The sequence below is a fragment of the Pontibacter sp. LHS2 genome (assembly GCF_058932845.1).
In genome coordinates this window covers 88973-106014 of the sequence record NZ_JBZYWG010000005.1, presented here as the reverse complement: position 1 = coordinate 106014, position 17042 = coordinate 88973, and the positions used below count along the sequence as shown (strand labels likewise).

At 46.8% G+C, this 17042-nt stretch carries 17 protein-coding genes; 14 read left to right on the top strand and 3 right to left on the bottom strand.

Going from position 1 to position 17042, the window contains the following annotated elements; all coding sequences use genetic code 11:
• Positions 1–2: 2 nt before the first annotated feature.
• Both mnmH and AC5FX6_RS20665 read right to left on the bottom strand, forming a co-directional pair.
• Complete coding sequence (gene mnmH, locus AC5FX6_RS20670; RefSeq protein ID WP_493598859.1) at positions 3–1031, bottom strand: tRNA 2-selenouridine(34) synthase MnmH; 1029 nt, start codon at positions 1029–1031, stop codon at positions 3–5.
• Position 1032: 1 nt separating this feature from the next.
• Positions 1033–1746, bottom strand: coding sequence for a pyridoxine 5'-phosphate synthase (locus tag AC5FX6_RS20665; protein ID WP_493598858.1), 714 nt, complete (start codon positions 1744–1746; stop codon positions 1033–1035).
• 166 nt (positions 1747–1912) lie between these two features.
• Between AC5FX6_RS20665 and AC5FX6_RS20660 the strand changes: the two genes are divergently transcribed.
• The 14 genes from AC5FX6_RS20660 to AC5FX6_RS20595 all read left to right on the top strand — a co-directional run bounded on the left by AC5FX6_RS20660 (position 1913) and on the right by AC5FX6_RS20595 (position 15345).
• Positions 1913–2374, top strand: a complete 462-nt coding sequence (locus AC5FX6_RS20660) for a GatB/YqeY domain-containing protein (RefSeq protein ID WP_493598857.1) — start codon at positions 1913–1915, stop codon at positions 2372–2374.
• A 103-nt stretch (positions 2375–2477) separates the two neighbouring features.
• Complete coding sequence (locus tag AC5FX6_RS20655; protein ID WP_493598856.1) at positions 2478–2996, top strand: CvpA family protein; 519 nt, start codon at positions 2478–2480, stop codon at positions 2994–2996.
• 291 nt (positions 2997–3287) lie between these two features.
• Complete coding sequence (locus tag AC5FX6_RS20650) at positions 3288–3860, top strand: anthranilate synthase component II (protein WP_493598855.1); 573 nt, start codon at positions 3288–3290, stop codon at positions 3858–3860.
• Positions 3861–3903: 43 nt separating this feature from the next.
• Positions 3904–4680: an alpha/beta fold hydrolase gene (locus tag AC5FX6_RS20645; RefSeq protein ID WP_493598854.1), complete on the top strand. Its 777-nt coding sequence runs from the start codon at positions 3904–3906 to the stop codon at positions 4678–4680.
• On the top strand, positions 4677–5342 hold the full coding sequence (locus AC5FX6_RS20640) for a CBS domain-containing protein (RefSeq protein ID WP_493598853.1): 666 nt from the start codon (positions 4677–4679) through the stop codon (positions 5340–5342). The genes AC5FX6_RS20645 and AC5FX6_RS20640 overlap by 4 nt, the downstream gene beginning before the upstream one ends.
• 92 nt (positions 5343–5434) lie before the next feature.
• On the top strand, positions 5435–6739 hold the full coding sequence (locus AC5FX6_RS20635) for a POTRA domain-containing protein (RefSeq protein WP_493598852.1): 1305 nt from the start codon (positions 5435–5437) through the stop codon (positions 6737–6739).
• A 15-nt stretch (positions 6740–6754) separates the two neighbouring features.
• Entirely contained in the window at positions 6755–7642 is an 888-nt protein-coding gene (locus AC5FX6_RS20630; protein ID WP_493598851.1) for an NAD kinase, read from the top strand.
• Between the two features lie 123 nt (positions 7643–7765).
• Positions 7766–8767 (top strand): DUF6089 family protein, encoded by a 1002-nt coding sequence (locus tag AC5FX6_RS20625; RefSeq protein WP_493598850.1) that lies wholly within the window; start codon positions 7766–7768, stop codon positions 8765–8767.
• A gap of 49 nt (positions 8768–8816) precedes the next feature.
• On the top strand, positions 8817–9623 hold the full coding sequence (porG, locus tag AC5FX6_RS20620) for a type IX secretion system protein PorG (RefSeq protein ID WP_493598849.1): 807 nt from the start codon (positions 8817–8819) through the stop codon (positions 9621–9623).
• A gap of 60 nt (positions 9624–9683) precedes the next feature.
• On the top strand, positions 9684–10427 hold the full coding sequence (gene uppS / locus AC5FX6_RS20615) for an undecaprenyl pyrophosphate synthase (protein ID WP_493598848.1): 744 nt from the start codon (positions 9684–9686) through the stop codon (positions 10425–10427).
• 8 nt (positions 10428–10435) lie between these two features.
• Positions 10436–12913 carry an outer membrane protein assembly factor BamA gene (gene bamA, locus AC5FX6_RS20610; protein ID WP_493598847.1) on the top strand — a complete coding sequence of 826 codons (2478 nt, stop codon included), beginning with the start codon at positions 10436–10438 and terminating at the stop codon, positions 12911–12913.
• Between the two features lie 9 nt (positions 12914–12922).
• Complete coding sequence (locus AC5FX6_RS20605; RefSeq protein ID WP_493598846.1) at positions 12923–13588, top strand: OmpH/Skp family outer membrane protein; 666 nt, start codon at positions 12923–12925, stop codon at positions 13586–13588.
• A gap of 31 nt (positions 13589–13619) precedes the next feature.
• Complete coding sequence (locus tag AC5FX6_RS20600; RefSeq protein WP_493598845.1) at positions 13620–14228, top strand: OmpH/Skp family outer membrane protein; 609 nt, start codon at positions 13620–13622, stop codon at positions 14226–14228.
• 31 nt (positions 14229–14259) lie between these two features.
• On the top strand, positions 14260–15345 hold the full coding sequence (locus tag AC5FX6_RS20595; protein ID WP_493598914.1) for an RluA family pseudouridine synthase: 1086 nt from the start codon (positions 14260–14262) through the stop codon (positions 15343–15345).
• Positions 15346–15430: 85 nt separating this feature from the next.
• Here AC5FX6_RS20595 and AC5FX6_RS20590 read toward each other — a convergent pair whose 3' ends face one another.
• Positions 15431–17035 (bottom strand): tetratricopeptide repeat protein, encoded by a 1605-nt coding sequence (locus AC5FX6_RS20590; RefSeq protein WP_493598844.1) that lies wholly within the window; start codon positions 17033–17035, stop codon positions 15431–15433.
• Between the last annotated feature and the right edge of the window lie 7 nt (positions 17036–17042).

The following is a 17042-nucleotide window of genomic DNA, read 5'->3' as shown; positions in this document are numbered from 1 at the left end:
TATTAAATCAGCTGATGCTGTTTCGAGAATTCGATCAGGCGACGTGCGTTCTCTTCCGTATTCAGTGTTTCCAGGGGGAGTCGCAACGGTGCTTGTTTTTTGGCCAGTTCATAGGTATAGGCCTTATCATAATAAGTCAGGGCGATGTCGACCATCTTTTCCATGTCCCCAGTATGGATGGCTTCAACTGCCTCTTTTGTGGCCAGTCCTCCCAGGCGTTTCTTTATTCTGAGGATGGCGGATTCTAAAATAGCCGGATCTGTGCGGCAGTATTCCTCGGCCAGTTTCTGTATACGCAGTGCTTTAGGGACTTCGAGCACAATAGTAGGAGAATGTTGCATCCGGTCAAAAAGGGGCTTGGGCAACTGTACCCGGCCAATGCTGATGCTCTCGTCCTCCAGCCATAGCGGACGCTGGGTGTCCAACTCAAGCATGGCCATACCTAACAAGTTCTCAAAGTGCTCGGTACTCGGTTGAGGTGCCATGCCAATGCTTCCAAAAGAAGAGCCTTTGTGATTGGCCAGTCCTTCAAGATCAATGATCTGCTGACCATGTTGTTGCAGGTATGGGAGGAGATCGGTTTTGCCGCTTCCGGTATGGCCGCTTAAAATTAGTAGCGGCCGCTCCCGCTCCATCTGCTCTTGCATGTAATGCCGGTAAGCCTTGTAGCCGCCCTGTAGCAGGTATACCTGAAAGCCCGAGAAGTCTAGGAGCCAGGCCATGGCCCCACTGCGCATACCGCCGCGCCAGCAGTGCACCAGTAGCTCTTTGCTTGGCGCCAATTTCTCTGCCTCCCGCACAAAGCCTGACATCTTTGGGCCAAACAAGTCGAGCCCGATCAGTACGGCCGGGTCATGCCCCTCTTGTTTGTAAGCCGTACCTACTCTAGCCCGCTCCTCATCCGAAAAGATAGGAAAACTCAAGGCCTGCGGTATACGCCCGATCGCATACTCTTTGGGTGCGCGGGCATCCAGCACAGGCAATTGCTTCGCTTTTGCCAGAAACTCTTCTACACTTATGCTTTTAACCACTTTATTTAAGTTGGCGCAGGTATAGCTGAATCGTATTCTCCAGCCCAAAGTACAATGCGTCACAGATCAGCGCATGCCCGATGCTCACTTCCAGTAGGCCGGGCAAGGTTTCTTTTAAGTACTTCAGATTGTCAAGGTCCAGGTCATGGCCTGCATTGAGACCTATGCCAAATTCTTGTGCTTTTTGAGCTGCCACCAGGTATGACCGTATGGCTTCTTCAGGATTGGTAGGGTATCCTTTGGCATAGGCTTCGGTATAAAGCTCAACCCGGTCAGTACCCACCAGCGATGCGCCTTCAATCATGCGCACATCCGGATCCACAAAAATAGAGGTGCGAATTCCTAGCTCTTTCAGTTCGCTGATCACATCGGTCAGGAAATCTTTGTGCTGCAGGGTGTCCCAGCCGGCGTTGGAGGTAATGGCATCGGGCGCATCCGGCACCAAGGTAGCCTGGGCAGGGCGTACGTCCTTCACCAGTTTGAGAAAATCAGGCGTTGGATTGCCTTCAATGTTAAATTCAGTGGTCACCACTTCTTTCAGATCGTATACGTCGCGGTAGCGGATGTGACGCTCATCAGGACGAGGGTGCACGGTGATGCCTTCGGCTCCGAATCGCTCGCAGTCTTTAGCGGCCTGCACTACGTTAGGTCTGTCACCGCCGCGGGCGTTCCGCAGTGTGGCTATTTTGTTTATATTTACACTGAGTTTGGTCATGGTATGTAGGTTGTAGCCCGCAGGCTGGTGATACGTATGCTTACGGAAAGACTAAATTAGTGGAAATTTGCTTAAGATGATAACCTATGGCTTTGGCCGTAGTAGTGTATAATATAAAGGCAGGAGGTTCATCGCTTGCTGTAAACAATCAATCAACAATAAGACTATGAGTTTAAAACAACGCATTGAAGCCGATATCAAGCAGGCGATGTTGGCCAAAGACAAAGCCCGTTTGCAGGCGCTTCGCAGCATAAAATCACAGATCCTGCTGGCTGAGACCGAAAAAGGCGGTACCGATGGTCTGAGCGAGGATACGGAGTTGAAGCTATTGACCAAAGCAGCAAAGCAACGCCGTGAGTCAGCAGAGGTATACGCCACGCAGCAGCGCCCCGATCTGGAGCAGGTAGAGCTTGCCGAGCTAGCCGTGATAGAAGAGTATATGCCAAAGCAGCTGGATGAGGGTGACCTGCGCATTCGTCTGCTGGACATTATACAGCGAGTGGGCGCAACCGGCCCATCGGACTTGGGTAAGGTAATGGGTGTCGCTTCCCGCGAACTGGCCGGGCAGGCCGACGGTCGTGCTATTTCCAAAGCCGTGGGTGATTTGCTCAACAATACCGATTTTTAATATCTCGATTTTTGCAGCCTCTCCACTAGGGGGAATGCAGCAATTGCATTATATTTGAAGGCAGTGGCGACAGGTGTTCGTCTCTGCCTTTAATTTTTTACGCGTGAGTACCTTCGATATTTTTCTGGCTATACCTATTCTGTTCGGCGCCTTTATGGGTTTTCGCAAAGGCCTTTTGCTCGAACTGATCTCGCTTTTCGCGCTTGTGCTGGGCATTCTGCTCGGGCTGAAACTGCTGGACTCTGGCCTGCCCATCATGAAAGAATATATTGGCGATGCCGGTGGTTTGCTGCCTTTCGTTACTTTTCTGGTCATCTTCGTAGCGATTATTCTAGGAGTGCGGGTGCTGGGCATTCTGCTCAAAAAAGTAATTGACTTTACTCCCTTTGGCCTTTTTGACAACATCCTGGGAGGTATGCTGGGTGCCCTGAAATGGACGCTGGCTCTGAGCCTTTTGCTGTACGTTTCGGAGATGGCGGGTATTTCAATCACACCCGAAACAGCAGCAAGCTCTATGGTATATCCATTCGTCGTCAAAACGACTCCATATGCCCTCAGTGTAATGAGTTATGTGCTACCGTTTGTGAAGTCGCTGTTGCTTTCGCTGAAGGATCACTTTTAGGCTTTAAGCTGCGGGATGGCATGTGCTTTTCAGAGTTTAGGAAAGTATCAGAGCAGGTATCCCGACGCTGTGGATCAAACCAAGCCTTACGTTTTTTTAAGTAGGTACAGCGCTATACTGGTCCGGTCAGAACCCTGGCTTATACCTTCGCTCTAGCCTAAGCTGGTTGCTGCGTTACAAGCTTTCAGTACAGCTGCAGTCACCAAAATTGACAATAGCTTTCTAAGCCGCCAATGGGAAAGGATGTTAATGTTAGCAACCGCTGCTTCACATCCACAAATTTTACAAATCATGCTGCTTCTGCTCGACAACTTTGACTCCTTTACCTATAACCTGGTTGACTACTTTGGTCAGTTAGGGGTAGAGGTGCATGTGTTGCGCAACGACGTGAAACTTGAGACCATTGAAGCTCTTCCAATAGAGGGAATCGTATTATCACCTGGACCGGGAGAGCCTAAGAAAGCCGGTATAATGATGGAGGTGATCCGTCACTACCATGACAAGGTGCCTATGCTGGGGATTTGCCTGGGACATCAGGCGCTGGGTGAGTTTTTTGGAGCCCGACTTGACAAAGGAGTGAAGCCCATGCATGGCAAGATTTCTGAGATTACTTGTGAAGCCGATCCGCTTTTTGCCGGACTTCCTTCTAAAATGTCCGTGGTGCGCTACCATTCGCTTGTTTTGCAACATTGGCCTGACTGTATTGTGCCGCTTGCGTATACAGCCGAAAGAGAGTTGATGGCCTTCAGGCATAGCGTACTGCCGCTGCATGCGCTGCAGTTTCATCCGGAGGCCGTGCTCACGACTTATGGGCTCAATATGCTGCGAAATTGGCTTAGTATTGCTAATATTGCAGGTCGGTAGCAGCCGGATTTTTTTCATCACATTACTTTTACCAATTTCAGGAATGAATCTACAGGTCAAACACGAAGGCGAATTTCAGTACATTGACGAAGGCGAAGGAGAGGTATTGCTGTTGCTGCACGGCTTGTTCGGAGCGCTGAGCAACTGGAATGGCGTAGTAGACCATTTCTCTAAAAATTACCGTGTGGTTATTCCGCTGATGCCGATCTATGAAATGGCACTTCACAAAGCAGGTGTACCTGGACTGGTTTCTTTTATAGAAGATTTTGTTAAATTTAAGAATCTGAGCGACCTAACGCTGCTGGGTAACTCCCTGGGCGGACACGTAGCGCTAGTCTATACCTTAAAGAATCCCGCCAAAGTGAAGCGACTTGTCCTGACGGGTAGCTCAGGTTTGTTCGAGGACTCCATGGGTGGTTCTTTCCCGAAGCGCGGCAACTACGAATATGTGAAAGAGCGCGTGGGTTATACCTTCTACAGCCCCGATACGGCTACCAAAGAGCTCGTGGATGAGGTGTTCGATATTACTAACAGCAATGCCAAGTGTCTGCGTATTATCGCTATTGCCAAGTCGGCGCAGCGTCATAATATGGCCAAAGATATCACAAACATAAAAGTGCCTACGTTGTTGATATGGGGATTGAACGATACCATCACGCCTCCGCTTGTAGCGCATGAGTTCAATAGACTGATGCCAGGCTCAGAGCTATACTTTATAGATAAGTGCGGGCATGCACCGATGATGGAACATCCGGAGCGGTTTAACAGTATCTTAGATAAATTTTTGGCCAAAACAGAAGCACGGGAAATAGCCACATGATCGCAGAAGAACTCATCAACCAAATGATACCACCGCTGAAGCTTTACGACACGGTCGAGAAGGCTTTGCGATGGATGGATGAGTTCCGCGTAAACGAACTGCCTGTGTCGCGTAACCGCAAGTACATGGGCTTGGCTACCGAAAGCAGTCTGATCGAACTGCCAGACCGCAACCAAACGCTGGAGCATGTAGCGCTGGAGTTTCAGGAAGTGTTTGTGATGCACCACCAGCACTTCTATGATGTGATGGAGGCCGCCATCAAAAACAAAATACAAGTTGTGCCCGTGCTTGACGAAGAGCAGGATTACATGGGCATCATCACGATCAATGACACGCTGGCTGCTTTTGGACAGATGTCGGCGCTGCAGGGGCAGGGTAGCATACTGGTGCTAACTATGCAGGAGCGCGACTATTCCCTCGGGCAAATTAGCCGCTTGATAGAGGAGGAGAATGTCAAGATACTGAGTGCTTACGTATCGCCTGACGAAGTAGACCCTTACAACATTAAACTCACGCTCAAACTTAATACGACAGATCTTACCCGCATTATTGCCACCTTAGAGCGATTCGAGTACAGGGTAACGGCGCAGTTCCAGGATGCATCCAAGTACGATGTAGGACGTGACCGTCTGGATATGCTATTCAAATACCTGGACATATAAGCCTGTCCGTGATCACGCGCACTTTCTTACTGCTTTGCTTTAGTTTGCTTTGGCATACCTTGGTGGCTCAGCCTTGCTATACCCAATCTGTTGTGATAGACAGTATCAGTTTTCAAGGCAATGAGGTCAGTAAAAGTCGCATGCTTCTTTTTGAATTGAATATAGCTCCCGGAGACACCATATTGACGGATGAGCTGGAAAAGCGACTGGAGGAAAACCGCAGAAGGCTGTTCAATCTGCGTCTGTTTCATGAAGTAGGCTATACCTATACCTGTCGCGAAGGACAGGTCGCCGTCACATATGCCATGCAGGAGCGCTGGTACCTATACCCTATACCTATCTTCGACTTAGCTGACCGCAATTTCAACGCCTGGCTCGAGCGCCGCGATTGGGGGCGTGTCGACTATGGTATCAATTTGATCAAGCGTAACTTCAGAGGTCGTAATGAAGAAGTGCGCATCAGATTGCAACAGGGATTTAACAAACGATTAGAGTTCATTTACCGGGTGCCGTATATCAGTCGCGCTCACAAGCTGGGTATGGACTTCGGCATAGCGGACTACCGCAGTCGCGCTATCGATTACCGAACCCTCGATAACCGGCAACGTTTCTTCGTGCAGGAGAGTGGCGTACCTATTCAGCGCACACTACTCACCACCGGCCTCACGCACCGGCAAAGCGTGCAACGACAAGAAGGACTTAGGCTTACCTATGTGAATGAGCAGGTGGCTGATACGGTGCTGGCCTTGAATCCATCCTATTATGACGGTGGTACACACGACCGGCAATATCTGCGAGTGGAGTTATCCAAAGTAGTGAACCTGCGCAACTCCTTTATCTATCCGCTTACGGGCAGTTATTTTGAAGCGATCGCAGCACAGACTTTCTTTGTGAACGGAAACGGGACACCTATCACAACCTTGCGCGCAAGGTATGTAGATTATCGCCATATATCGGGCAAATATTATTATTTTGTGGGTGGCGAAGCGCAAGCCAGGCTCTCAAAAAGGTATGCTTACGCTGATAATGTGGCATTAGGCTTTCGCTCGATGGTAAGGGGGTACGAGTTACAGGTAGTAGGAGGGCAGCACTTCGGATTATTGAAGCAGGGGCTTACCCGGGAGCTGTTTCAGCATGAGGGAGTTCATCTGAAGTTTATTCGGAGCCCTAAGTTCAACAAAGTGCCATTGGCTCTGTACGCCAATGTGTTTACTGATGCTGGTTACGTAGTCGATGATGTTTTCAATAAAGGCAATCCTTTGGCAAACCGGCTTCTGGCTGGAGCGGGAGCAGGCCTGCATATGGTCACATTCTATGACTTTGTATTTCGGGCAGAGTATACCATCAACCGTGAGGGGACAGGCGGTTTCTACTTTAGTGGTCGTTTTCCCTTCTAACATAAAAGAAATGATATGAAGATAGCTATACTGGGAAAACCCTTCGACGAGGAGTACGGGCCTTTTATCCAGAATCTGTTTGACGAGTTACAGCGCCGGAAAACTGATTTAATGGTGGTGGAGCACTTCAGCCTTTTTCTGCAGAACCGCATTAACCTGCCAGATGGTATACAGACCTTCACCCGCGGCGATAACCTGGACGGAGTTGATTTTGTGTTGAGCTTGGGCGGTGACGGCACACTGTTGGATACAGTCACTTATGTCGGGGCGCTCCAGATTCCGATCTTAGGTATCAATACAGGGCGACTCGGCTTTCTGGCTACCATCGCGCACGACAGTATAAACCTAGCCCTTGATGCACTTTTTAAAGGCCACTATACCTTCGATGACCGGGCGCTGATCCGGGTGGATTCCGACCTGGAGATCTTTGATGGCATCAACTTTGGGCTTAACGAGTTTAGTTTGCTCAAGCGCGATTCCTCGTCCATGATAGCCGTGCATGCGTATATAGATGGGGAGTATCTGAACACATACTGGGCTGACGGGCTAGTTGTAGCCACCCCAACCGGATCGACGGGCTACTCACTGAGTTGCGGCGGTCCGCTGGTGCTGCCACAGACTAACAATTTCGTCATATCACCCGTATGCCCTCACAACCTGAATGTGCGGCCCATGATCGTGTCAGACCGGAGCGTTATCTCTTTTGAGGTGGAAGGGCGTAGCAGCACATACCTCGCCTCGCTCGACTCGAGGTCCGTTCCAGTAGACATGTCAGTTCAGATAGCGGTGCGGCGTGAAAATTTTGTTGCCAGGCTTGTTAAGCTGCATCACGTAAACTTCCTGACCACATTGCGTGGCAAGTTAAACTGGGGTCTTGATAAAAGAACAAATATTTTCAGGTAAATTATATTCAATATTTAATATACAAATTTTTATACCAGAAAATTATTTCTATTTTTGTCACAATGGTTTAATTTGGATGAATTATAAGCCTGCGGAAATACGCTTAAAAGAAATTGGTTCGCTATGAAGAAATTTACTACGCTGTTTTTATTACTTACTGTTGTGCTTAGTACTGTAGCCATTGAGGCTGAAGCACAGCGCTTTACAAAAAGGAAGGAGTACTCGACGGTGGGTATCCAACTTGGTGCTTCCAACTACTTCGGCGACCTGGTGCCTCAGCCTAACTTCACGAGTATGCGTATCAAGTCTACTCGTCCGAGTGTAGGTATTAACTACACGCATCGTCACTTCCCTCGTATTTCTTCGCGTGTGGCTTTCAACTGGAACCGCATTGCGGGTGATGACGCCCTAGCAGCCGGACCTGATGAAGGTGAGAACTTAGGCCGATTCAGACGTAATCTGTCTTTCCGCAACGATATCAAAGAACTAAGTGCTGTAGCGATCATTGACCTTTTCGAAAACCGCAACTATTACCGTCGTCGTCCAGACTTCGTGCCTTATGGTTTCATCGGTGTGGCAGTAATGCACCACAACCCGAAAGCGTATTATGAAAATGGCTCTCACCCAGGCTTGTCAGCTGATCAGGATATTCCTTCCGGATGGTATGCCTTGCAGCCGCTTGGTACAGAAGGTCAGTTCGTAGATCATCCGGGTACTGTAAGCAGTCCTTATAGCCGCGTGCAGGTTGCCATTCCATTTGGCCTTGGCGTAAGATACAAACTGGATCGTAACTGGGACTTTAGCTTCGAAGTAGGCTGGAGAGCTACTTTCACTGACTATCTGGATGACGTAAGTACAGCCCACGTAGATAAAAATGTGCTGTTAAGTGAGGGTAATAGAGTAGACAACCGCAATGCTTCTGTGATTTTCTCTGATAGAAGCGCTGAATCAGGCTTCACAAATGATTTGATCACAGAACCTAATGGTTTTAGCCGTCTGCGTCCATATGGTACAAGCAATAACCGTACACGCGGTAACAGCTCTGACAATGATTGGTACATCCAAACAAGCTTAGGCCTGAACTATATCTTGAACCCACGTGTAAGAAGACCTAAATTCAGATAATATAACGGAGTATAGTGCGTTGTTTTCCTAAACTCCGAAATAAGTTTACATGATTTTGAATACATTCAGACAGACGCTCCTTATTTGTGTACTACTGCAAATTGGGAGCGTCTTTTTATGCAATACTGCTAAGGCACAGCTGCAGCAGATTAAGCCTGTAACTACCAGTGAGATTGGTGCAGGCATTGGTGGAGCTAATTATGTTGGTGAGATATCGCCCAATTATCGCTTTCTGAACAATCAGCCTGCTATGACGATCTTCTATCGTCATGATATTTCTGCTCCCATTACACTAAAGGCTGCCTTTATGGGTAGCCACCGCATTTTTAACGACAAGGCGTTCAAAGACGAGTCACAGAATTTACCCCATCACGATTGGCGTGACACGGAGCTAAAGCTGAGTATGCTGGAGTTCTCGCTAGGTATAGAGTACAACTTCCTTGACTATTATGCTGACATCCGTCAACCGCACCGCGTATCACCTTATTTTTTCTTAGGTGCAGCTCTGCTCAATTTTAACCATCAGCTAACCCGTCAGGGCGATGTGATGGAGCCATTCGACAACAAATTTACCGTTACAATTCCTTTTGGAGTAGGGGTGAAGTATGCTTTGAGTAAGCACTGGAACCTGGGTCTGGAGTTTGGTCCTCGTTTTATGTTTACAGATAACCTGGACTACCTACAAGAGAATGGGTCTGGGCTGTTGGCTGCCGATTTAGGCGCTGGCAACTCTAAGGCTTATGCTAACCCATTTGATAAGGATATGTACTTCTACAATGGTATAAGCCTTTCATACACGCTATACCGACTTAACTGCCCACCTGTTTACAAACGCAAAGCCGGAATACTAGATTAACCCGCTAAAATTTCATTAAATTATCTTGCTTTTTGTAACTTGCAAGGAAATTGTGGTTTAATGAATTTTAGGGAACAAGTAGATTTAGACAATTTGCCAAGACACATTGCCGTTATCATGGACGGAAATGGACGTTGGGCAAAGAAACGCGGTGGCTTGCGAATTTTCGGCCATCAAAGTGCTATCACAGCTGTGCGCGAAACAGTCGAGTCTGCGGCGGAGATGGGAATCGAGTATCTTACCCTATACGCCTTTTCTACAGAAAACTGGTCGAGACCCGCTACAGAAGTTTCTGCGCTGATGCAACTGCTGGTATCTACTATCAGAAAAGAAACCGCGACTCTCAATAAGAACAACATTCGCCTGCAAACGATCGGAAATACTGAAAGCTTGCCGAAAGCCTGCCAAAAGGAGCTGCTAGAAGCGATAGAGATAACAAAGGGTAACACCCGAATGACTCTGGTTCTCGCCTTAAGCTATAGCGGTCGTTGGGATATTGCGCAGGCTATGCAACGGATCGCAGTTGAAGTGGGTCATGGTACTATAGCGCCAGCTGATATAAGCGAGGCTACTGTAGCACAGTACCTCTCTACAGCAGGTATGCCAGATCCTGAGTTATTGATCCGTACGAGCGGAGAGCAGCGTATCAGCAACTTTTTGCTTTGGCAACTGGCTTATACGGAGCTATTTATTACCGAGCTATTATGGCCTGACTTTCGCAAAGAGCATCTCTACGAAGCCATATGTGCCTACCAGAGAAGAGAACGCCGCTTTGGCAAGACAAGTGAACAACTAACAAAGTGAACATATTAATGACAAGATGCATCTGGGTGCTTGTGTTTCTGCTAATGACAGGCACAGCTTCTTCACAAGTTCTGAATAATCAAGCACAGGGCAATAAGATAGACTACGCTCAGCCTCAGCAGTACCGCATTGGTGGAATTGAGTTTACAGGAATCAAATTTCTGGATCCAACTGCGCTCACCGGTATTATAGGTCTAAAAGTTGGCGACGAAATCACGGTACCGGGCGAAGATATAAGCCGCGCCATTCAGAAGTTGTGGGATCAAGGCATTTTGGGGGATGTGGATGTATACGTTACCCGAATCGAAGGAAACCAAATCTTTCTGAACTTCGATCTGAAGGAACGCCCGCGTCTGTCCCGTTTTGAATTCAACGGTATCAACAAATCACAGCAGGATGCACTTCGTGAAAAGATCAATCTGATCAGGGGAAAGACAGTAACAGATGCTGTGCTAAACCAAACGCGTAACATTATCCGCAAATACTACGCTGAGAAAAGTTACCTCAACGCGAAGATCAACATTGTGCAGCGCCCTGACTCGCTGATCCCAAACAGTGTTGTGCTCAATATCAATATTGATAGAGGCAATAAGGTAAAGATCTCTGAAATCATTTTTGAAGGTAATGAGGCCTTTGCTGACAAAAAGCTACGTCGTCAGCTCAAGAAGACAAAAGAGAAGCGCTTCTATAAAATATTCACTTCCTCTAAGTTCCAGCGCTCTGAGTATGAAAATGATAAGCAACTCCTGCTCGACTTCTACAACTCAGAGGGTTATCGTGATGTGACCATCGTGTCAGATAGTGTGTATAATATAACGGAAGACCGCCTCGGTATACGCATCACCCTGGATGAAGGCAACCGCTATTATTACCGAAACATCACCTGGAACGGCAACTACCTGTATGATGATGAGTACCTGACCCGAGTGCTAGGTATAGCCAGAGGAGATGTGTACAATAAGCAAGAGCTGGACAAGCGTCTGAACTATAACCCAACCGGAGTAGACGTATCAGCGCTGTACCAGAATGACGGTTATCTCTTCTTCAACATTGATCCGGTTGAGGTGACCGTAGATGGCGATTCAATAGACATCGAAATGCGTGTCTCAGAAGGACCTCAGGCTACGATCAGTAAAGTAACGGTAACCGGCAACACCAAGACAAGCGACCATGTGGTACTTCGCGAGATTCGTACCCTGCCTGGTCAGAAATATAGCCGCGACGACCTGATTCGCTCCCGTAATGAATTGGCTAACCTGGGCTACTTTGATCCGGAGACAATTGGGTTGAATCCAATGCCGAATCCGGAAGAAGGAACGGTGGATATTAACTATTCTGTATCAGAGCGCCCTAATGATCAAATCAGCCTCTCAGGTGGTTGGGGTGGTCCAATTGGAGCAGTAGGTACAGTAGGCCTTACGCTGAACAACTTCTCTACCCGTAAGCTGCTTAAGCTGTCGGAGTGGCGACCACTTCCGAGTGGTGATGGACAGCGCTTGTCCCTGAACGTACAGGCTAACGGGCGTTTCTACCAGTCTTACTCTTTCTCATTCACTGAGCCGTGGCTAGGTGGGCGTAAACCAAACTCACTTACGATGAGCTTATTTAAGACCATTCGCCGTGATCCAAGAGCAGAAGTGGACAGTCGCCTGAATGTTGATGGTGCTGCGCTGAGTTTAGGTAGAAGGCTAGAATGGCCGGATAACTTCTTCCAGCTGAGTCACTCCCTGAGCTATAACCGCTATACCCTGAAAAACTTCAACCTGTTTGGTGGTTTTAACAACGGTGTTTCTAACAGTATCTCATTTAACACGACACTGGCGCGAGTAAGTATTGATAACCCTACCTTCCCAAGAAGGGGCTCTAATATTTCACTCAGTGTGAACCTGACGCCTCCGTACTCCCTGTTTTCTGAGCAGCGTAACAACTATGAGTTCGTTGAATTCAATAAATGGATGTTCGATGGATCATTCTTTATGAATTTGGCAGGGAATTTGGTATTGAACACACGAGCCCACTTTGGTTTCGTCAATAACTACAGCTCTAAGACAAGCATTGGTCCTTTTGAGCGTTTTAGATTAGGAGGCAATGGCTTGGGTGGTGCTAACATCTTTGTAGGAACCGACTACATTGGTCTGCGTGGTTACGATGACGAGTCTGTGATCAATAATCCGGATGCGACTTTAATCAACACAGGTGGTATTGCTTATAACAAATTTGTGACGGAGGCCAGGTACTTGATTTCTCCTAATCCGGGTGCCACCATTTACGGTCTGGCATTCCTGGAAGCAGGTAACAGCTTCGGCTCTTACGACCGCTACAATCCATTTAAGCTGTATCGCTCAGGTGGTGTGGGTGTGCGTATCTTCATGGCAGCCTTTGGTCTGTTAGGCTTTGATTACGGCTGGAGATTTGATGATGTGCCTGGACGTCCGGAAATGAAACGTGGCCAATTCCACTTCATGATCGGACAGCAGATACGATAATGAATTAGTATGAAAAAGTTTTTGTTCATCTTTTTAGCCGGGTTTTTCTTAACGACTGTTTCGCAGGCGCAGAAGTTTGGCTATATTGATTCTAACTTTATACTGAGCAAGATGCCGGCCTACGGCAAAGCGCAGGTAGAGCTGGATAAGCAGAGTGCGGCCTGGCAGAAGGAAATAGAGGGGATGTACCAGGCAGTAGAAAAGATGAAAGAAGACTACAAAGCTGAAGAGGTGCTTCTCACAGAAGAGATGAAAAAGAAGCGCCAGGCAGAGCTAACCCGCAAAGAGAATGAAGTGCGGGAGTACCAGCGTAAGGTCTTCGGCTTTGAGGGTATGATGTTTAAGCGTCGCCAGGACTTGATCAGACCAATACAGGATGAAGTCTTTACGGCTGTGGAGAAAGTAGCTAAGGCAAGGGGCCTGCAAACGGTATTTGATAAGTCAGGTGACCTGATCATGATCTACACCAATCCTGTACACGACTATACTGAGTATGTACTGGAAGAGCTAGGACTTGCTACAGATAAACAGAATGTCCCTGGCAAACGGCCGGCAGATGCGTTAGTGGATGATCCGAATAGTTTGCCTGAAACAGGTATAGAGAACGAAGAGAATCAGACACAGCAAAACAGGCAGAAAACGCCGCCTCCAACAAAAAAGAAGTCAAACAACTAAACAACAAGAATAACAAATTAACCATCCAATCATGAACAAAATCAAATTTTTAGTAGTAGCGTTTTTCTTTATCAGCTTTGCCTCTTTTGCACAGACTAACGAGCAAGCGACTAAGATAGGATATGCTAATGTGGAAGAGATACTGAGCAAGATGCCGGAAAGAATGGCTATGCAGAAGGATCTTGAAATCTATGGTAAGAAACTGCAGGAAGAGTTTTCAACTAAAGAAAATGAATACAATACTAAATTGCAGGCTTACCAGAAAGGTGCTTCTACCATGGACAAAGTGGTGCGTGAAGACAAAGAGCGTGAGCTGATGAACCTGGAGCAGTCTATCCAGAAGTTCCAGTACGATGCCCAGATGTCTATTCGCGACAAAGAGCAGTCATTGATACAGCCTGTACTTGTAAAGATCGAGAATGCAATCAAAGAAGTAGCAAAAGAAAACGGCTACCTTTACATCTTGAGCGAGCAGGCTATTCTGGAAGGTCCTGACAGTGGCAACATCAATAACCTGGTGTTCAAGAAATTGGGTGTAGACCCTAACAAGCAGCCAGCAGCTGCACAGCAGGCGCAGCCACAACAGCAACCAGCTGCTGCTAAGCCAGCCACTACTACGCCAGCGAAGAAGAAAAAGTAATTAACACTCCTTTGTGAGTTCAGGAAAGCCGATGTTCTATACCTCGGCTTTCTTTTTGTTTATACCTAAATCTAGTACCGTGATTGACTTTGAAGAAGAAGAGCAGGGCAGTATAGAGGACTCGGATGAATTATACGAGCACCATCGGATAGTGGTGGATAAAGGGCAGGCGCTGTTGCGCATCGACAAGTTCCTGATGGACCGGCTGCCCAATGTAACCCGTAATAAGCTACAAGGCGCCATACGCTCTGAATCAGTACAGGTAAACCAAAAGCCGGTAAAAGTAAGCTATAAGGTGAAGCCACTGGATGTAATCACTATTACGTTGGCGACACCTCCTCGGGACACTGAGATCGTTCCGGAGAATATCCCTATTAACATTCTCTATGAAGATGACGAGCTCCTTATTATCAACAAGGAGCCAGGTATGGTGGTGCATCCAGGGTTTAATAACTGGTCTGGTACGCTGGTAAACGCGCTAACTTACCACCTGCAGCAGCTACCCACTTCTCGTAATGGGGAAGGTCGTCCCGGATTGGTTCATCGCATAGATAAGGACACATCTGGCTTGCTGGTGATAGCGAAGACAGAATATAGTATGGCTTATCTGGCGAAACAGTTTTTCAAACATACAATTGAGCGGACCTATTATGCACTGGTATGGGGCATACCAAAGCAAGATGAAGGTACAATTGTAGGGCATGTAGGACGTAGTGCCAAAGACCGGAGAGTAATGACCGTATACCCAAATGGCGAATTTGGGAAACATGCCGTTACACATTATAAAGTTCTCCAAAAGTTTAAGTATACATCTTTGGTACAGTGCAATCTTGAAACAGGACGTACCCATCAGATAAGAGCACATATGAAGTACCTGGGACATCCCCTGTTTTCAGATGCTACATATGGCGGCGATAAGATTCTGCAAGGTATGCCTACTGGATCTTATAAGACGTTTGTAGAAAATGCCTTTAAACTGATGCCGCGTCAGGCCTTACATGCTAAATCACTTGGCTTTGTACATCCTACTACAAAGGAGTTCATTCAATTTAATTCAGATCTTCCTCAGGACTTCCAATCTGCATTAGAGAAATGGTCTCTTTATGAAAATCAGTAAGATGAGGCTATAAGTAGTAGAGTCCCTTTAAAACAAAAAGCCCGCTCCATCTGGAGCGGGCTTTTATATATGCTATTAAAGACGATTAACGTTTCTTCTTAGTAGCAGTCGTCTTGTTAATCTCAGCAAGAGCTGTTTCAGCCTGCGTATTTGTAGGGTCTAATGTTTTTACTTCTGTCCAGTGCTTGATAGCGTTATCACGCTCACCTTTCAGATAGAAGTAGTAACCCAAATAAGTGTTAGCTTCAATTAGCTCCTTCTTATACTTTTCTTTCTCACCATTAGTCAGCTTAATAAACTCTTCGTAGTGAGGTTTCGCTAAGCCTTTTTCCGTTTCAGGGTCCATGTTAGACTGTGCACGAGCTCTCCAGATGTGACCGTAAGCATAAGTAGGGTTAGCGTCCGTGATCTTCTTGTAAGTCTCGTCAGCCTTCTCATACTGCTCAGCCATCATATAAGCATTGCCAAGGTGGAAGTAATCAGTGTTTGAAGCACCTAGTTTCTCCTGCTTTCTGTTATAAACCTCTACAGCTTTATCAAACTGCTTTTCACGGGCATACATGTTAGCCAAGTCATAGTAAAGCTCAGCTTTGGTAGGGTCCAATGAAATAGCTTTCTCGAGGTTTTGTACGGCCTTAGCAGGTTGGTTATTTCTAGCCAATATTCTGCCATAATATTCGTAGTCACTAGCGATCAGGTTATTCTGATCAACCTTGCTCAGGTAATTCTCCATTGCCTTGAGAGCCTCTTCTGGTTTTCCAAGTTCCAGGTAAGAATAAGCCAACAGACGGTTCATTGTCTTGTTATTCGGTTCAGTCTTCAAAACTTCCTGAACTTCACGCAATGTACCTTCATAATCCTTAGTTAAGAAAAGGAAAGATGCATACTTAGCACGTGTAGCAGGAGTATTCTCTGACATATCTACATACTGCTTGAACGTAGATAATGCTCTGTCATACTGACCAGCGAAGTAATAAAGCTCGCCCAAATCCCTGTAAGCTGGAGCATATTTTGGATCAAGCTCAATTGCCTTCTTATAAGCTTCTTCAGCTTCATTATAATTACGTGAGCTTGTATATAGCTGACCTCTTCTTAAGTGTGTCTTAGGGGACTTATCGTTGATACGAACAGCATTGTCATAGCTAGTCATAGCCTGACCACCATTTCCTAATTTCAAGTAAGCATCGCCCATCAGCAAATAAGCCTCAGCATTGTTCTTGTCGCGATCAATTGCCTGCTTCAGGTACTCAATTGCTTTGTTATAATCTTGCTCAGTAGCTTCAGGCGCCATCAAATAAGCTTCGCCAATGCTTGTCAATACATAAGAGTCTTTTTTGCCACGCTTCATCGCATCAGAAAAATGCTTCTCAGCAGCAGAACGGTTTCCTTTAGCAAGCTCTACCTTACCAAGGCCTACCATGTTAATAGCAGACTTAGAGTTATTGGCCAAACCGCGATTAAAATAAAAAGCAGCAGAGTCAACATTGTCAGAACGCAGGTATACATCACCTAATGCAAAATAGGCATTGTCAGCGTTCTTGTTGTTCAATTGAGATTTATAAATAGACTTAGCTTCCTGATAGCGCTCCAGCTCTACGGCTCTGCGGCCCTGATCGCCAGTCTGTGCAAATGCCGCTGCCGTAGGGAACATGGCAGCTACCAGCAAAGCATATTTCCAGTTATTTGTCATTGTTAGT

Coding starts and splice junctions, on each gene's coding strand:
- AC5FX6_RS20665 (WP_493598858.1), bottom strand. CDS start 1,746: ATGACCAAACTCAGTGTAAATATAAACAAAATAGCCACACTGCGGAAC.
- AC5FX6_RS20660 (WP_493598857.1), top strand. CDS start 1,913: ATGAGTTTAAAACAACGCATTGAAGCCGATATCAAGCAGGCGATGTTG.
- AC5FX6_RS20650 (WP_493598855.1), top strand. CDS start 3,288: ATGCTGCTTCTGCTCGACAACTTTGACTCCTTTACCTATAACCTGGTT.
- AC5FX6_RS20645 (WP_493598854.1), top strand. CDS start 3,904: ATGAATCTACAGGTCAAACACGAAGGCGAATTTCAGTACATTGACGAA.
- AC5FX6_RS20640 (WP_493598853.1), top strand. CDS start 4,677: ATGATCGCAGAAGAACTCATCAACCAAATGATACCACCGCTGAAGCTT.
- AC5FX6_RS20630 (WP_493598851.1), top strand. CDS start 6,755: ATGAAGATAGCTATACTGGGAAAACCCTTCGACGAGGAGTACGGGCCT.
- AC5FX6_RS20625 (WP_493598850.1), top strand. CDS start 7,766: ATGAAGAAATTTACTACGCTGTTTTTATTACTTACTGTTGTGCTTAGT.
- porG (WP_493598849.1), top strand. CDS start 8,817: ATGATTTTGAATACATTCAGACAGACGCTCCTTATTTGTGTACTACTG.
- uppS (WP_493598848.1), top strand. CDS start 9,684: ATGAATTTTAGGGAACAAGTAGATTTAGACAATTTGCCAAGACACATT.
- bamA (WP_493598847.1), top strand. CDS start 10,436: ATGACAAGATGCATCTGGGTGCTTGTGTTTCTGCTAATGACAGGCACA.
- AC5FX6_RS20605 (WP_493598846.1), top strand. CDS start 12,923: ATGAAAAAGTTTTTGTTCATCTTTTTAGCCGGGTTTTTCTTAACGACT.
- AC5FX6_RS20600 (WP_493598845.1), top strand. CDS start 13,620: ATGAACAAAATCAAATTTTTAGTAGTAGCGTTTTTCTTTATCAGCTTT.
- AC5FX6_RS20595 (WP_493598914.1), top strand. CDS start 14,260: ATGTTCTATACCTCGGCTTTCTTTTTGTTTATACCTAAATCTAGTACC.
- AC5FX6_RS20590 (WP_493598844.1), bottom strand. CDS start 17,035: ATGACAAATAACTGGAAATATGCTTTGCTGGTAGCTGCCATGTTCCCT.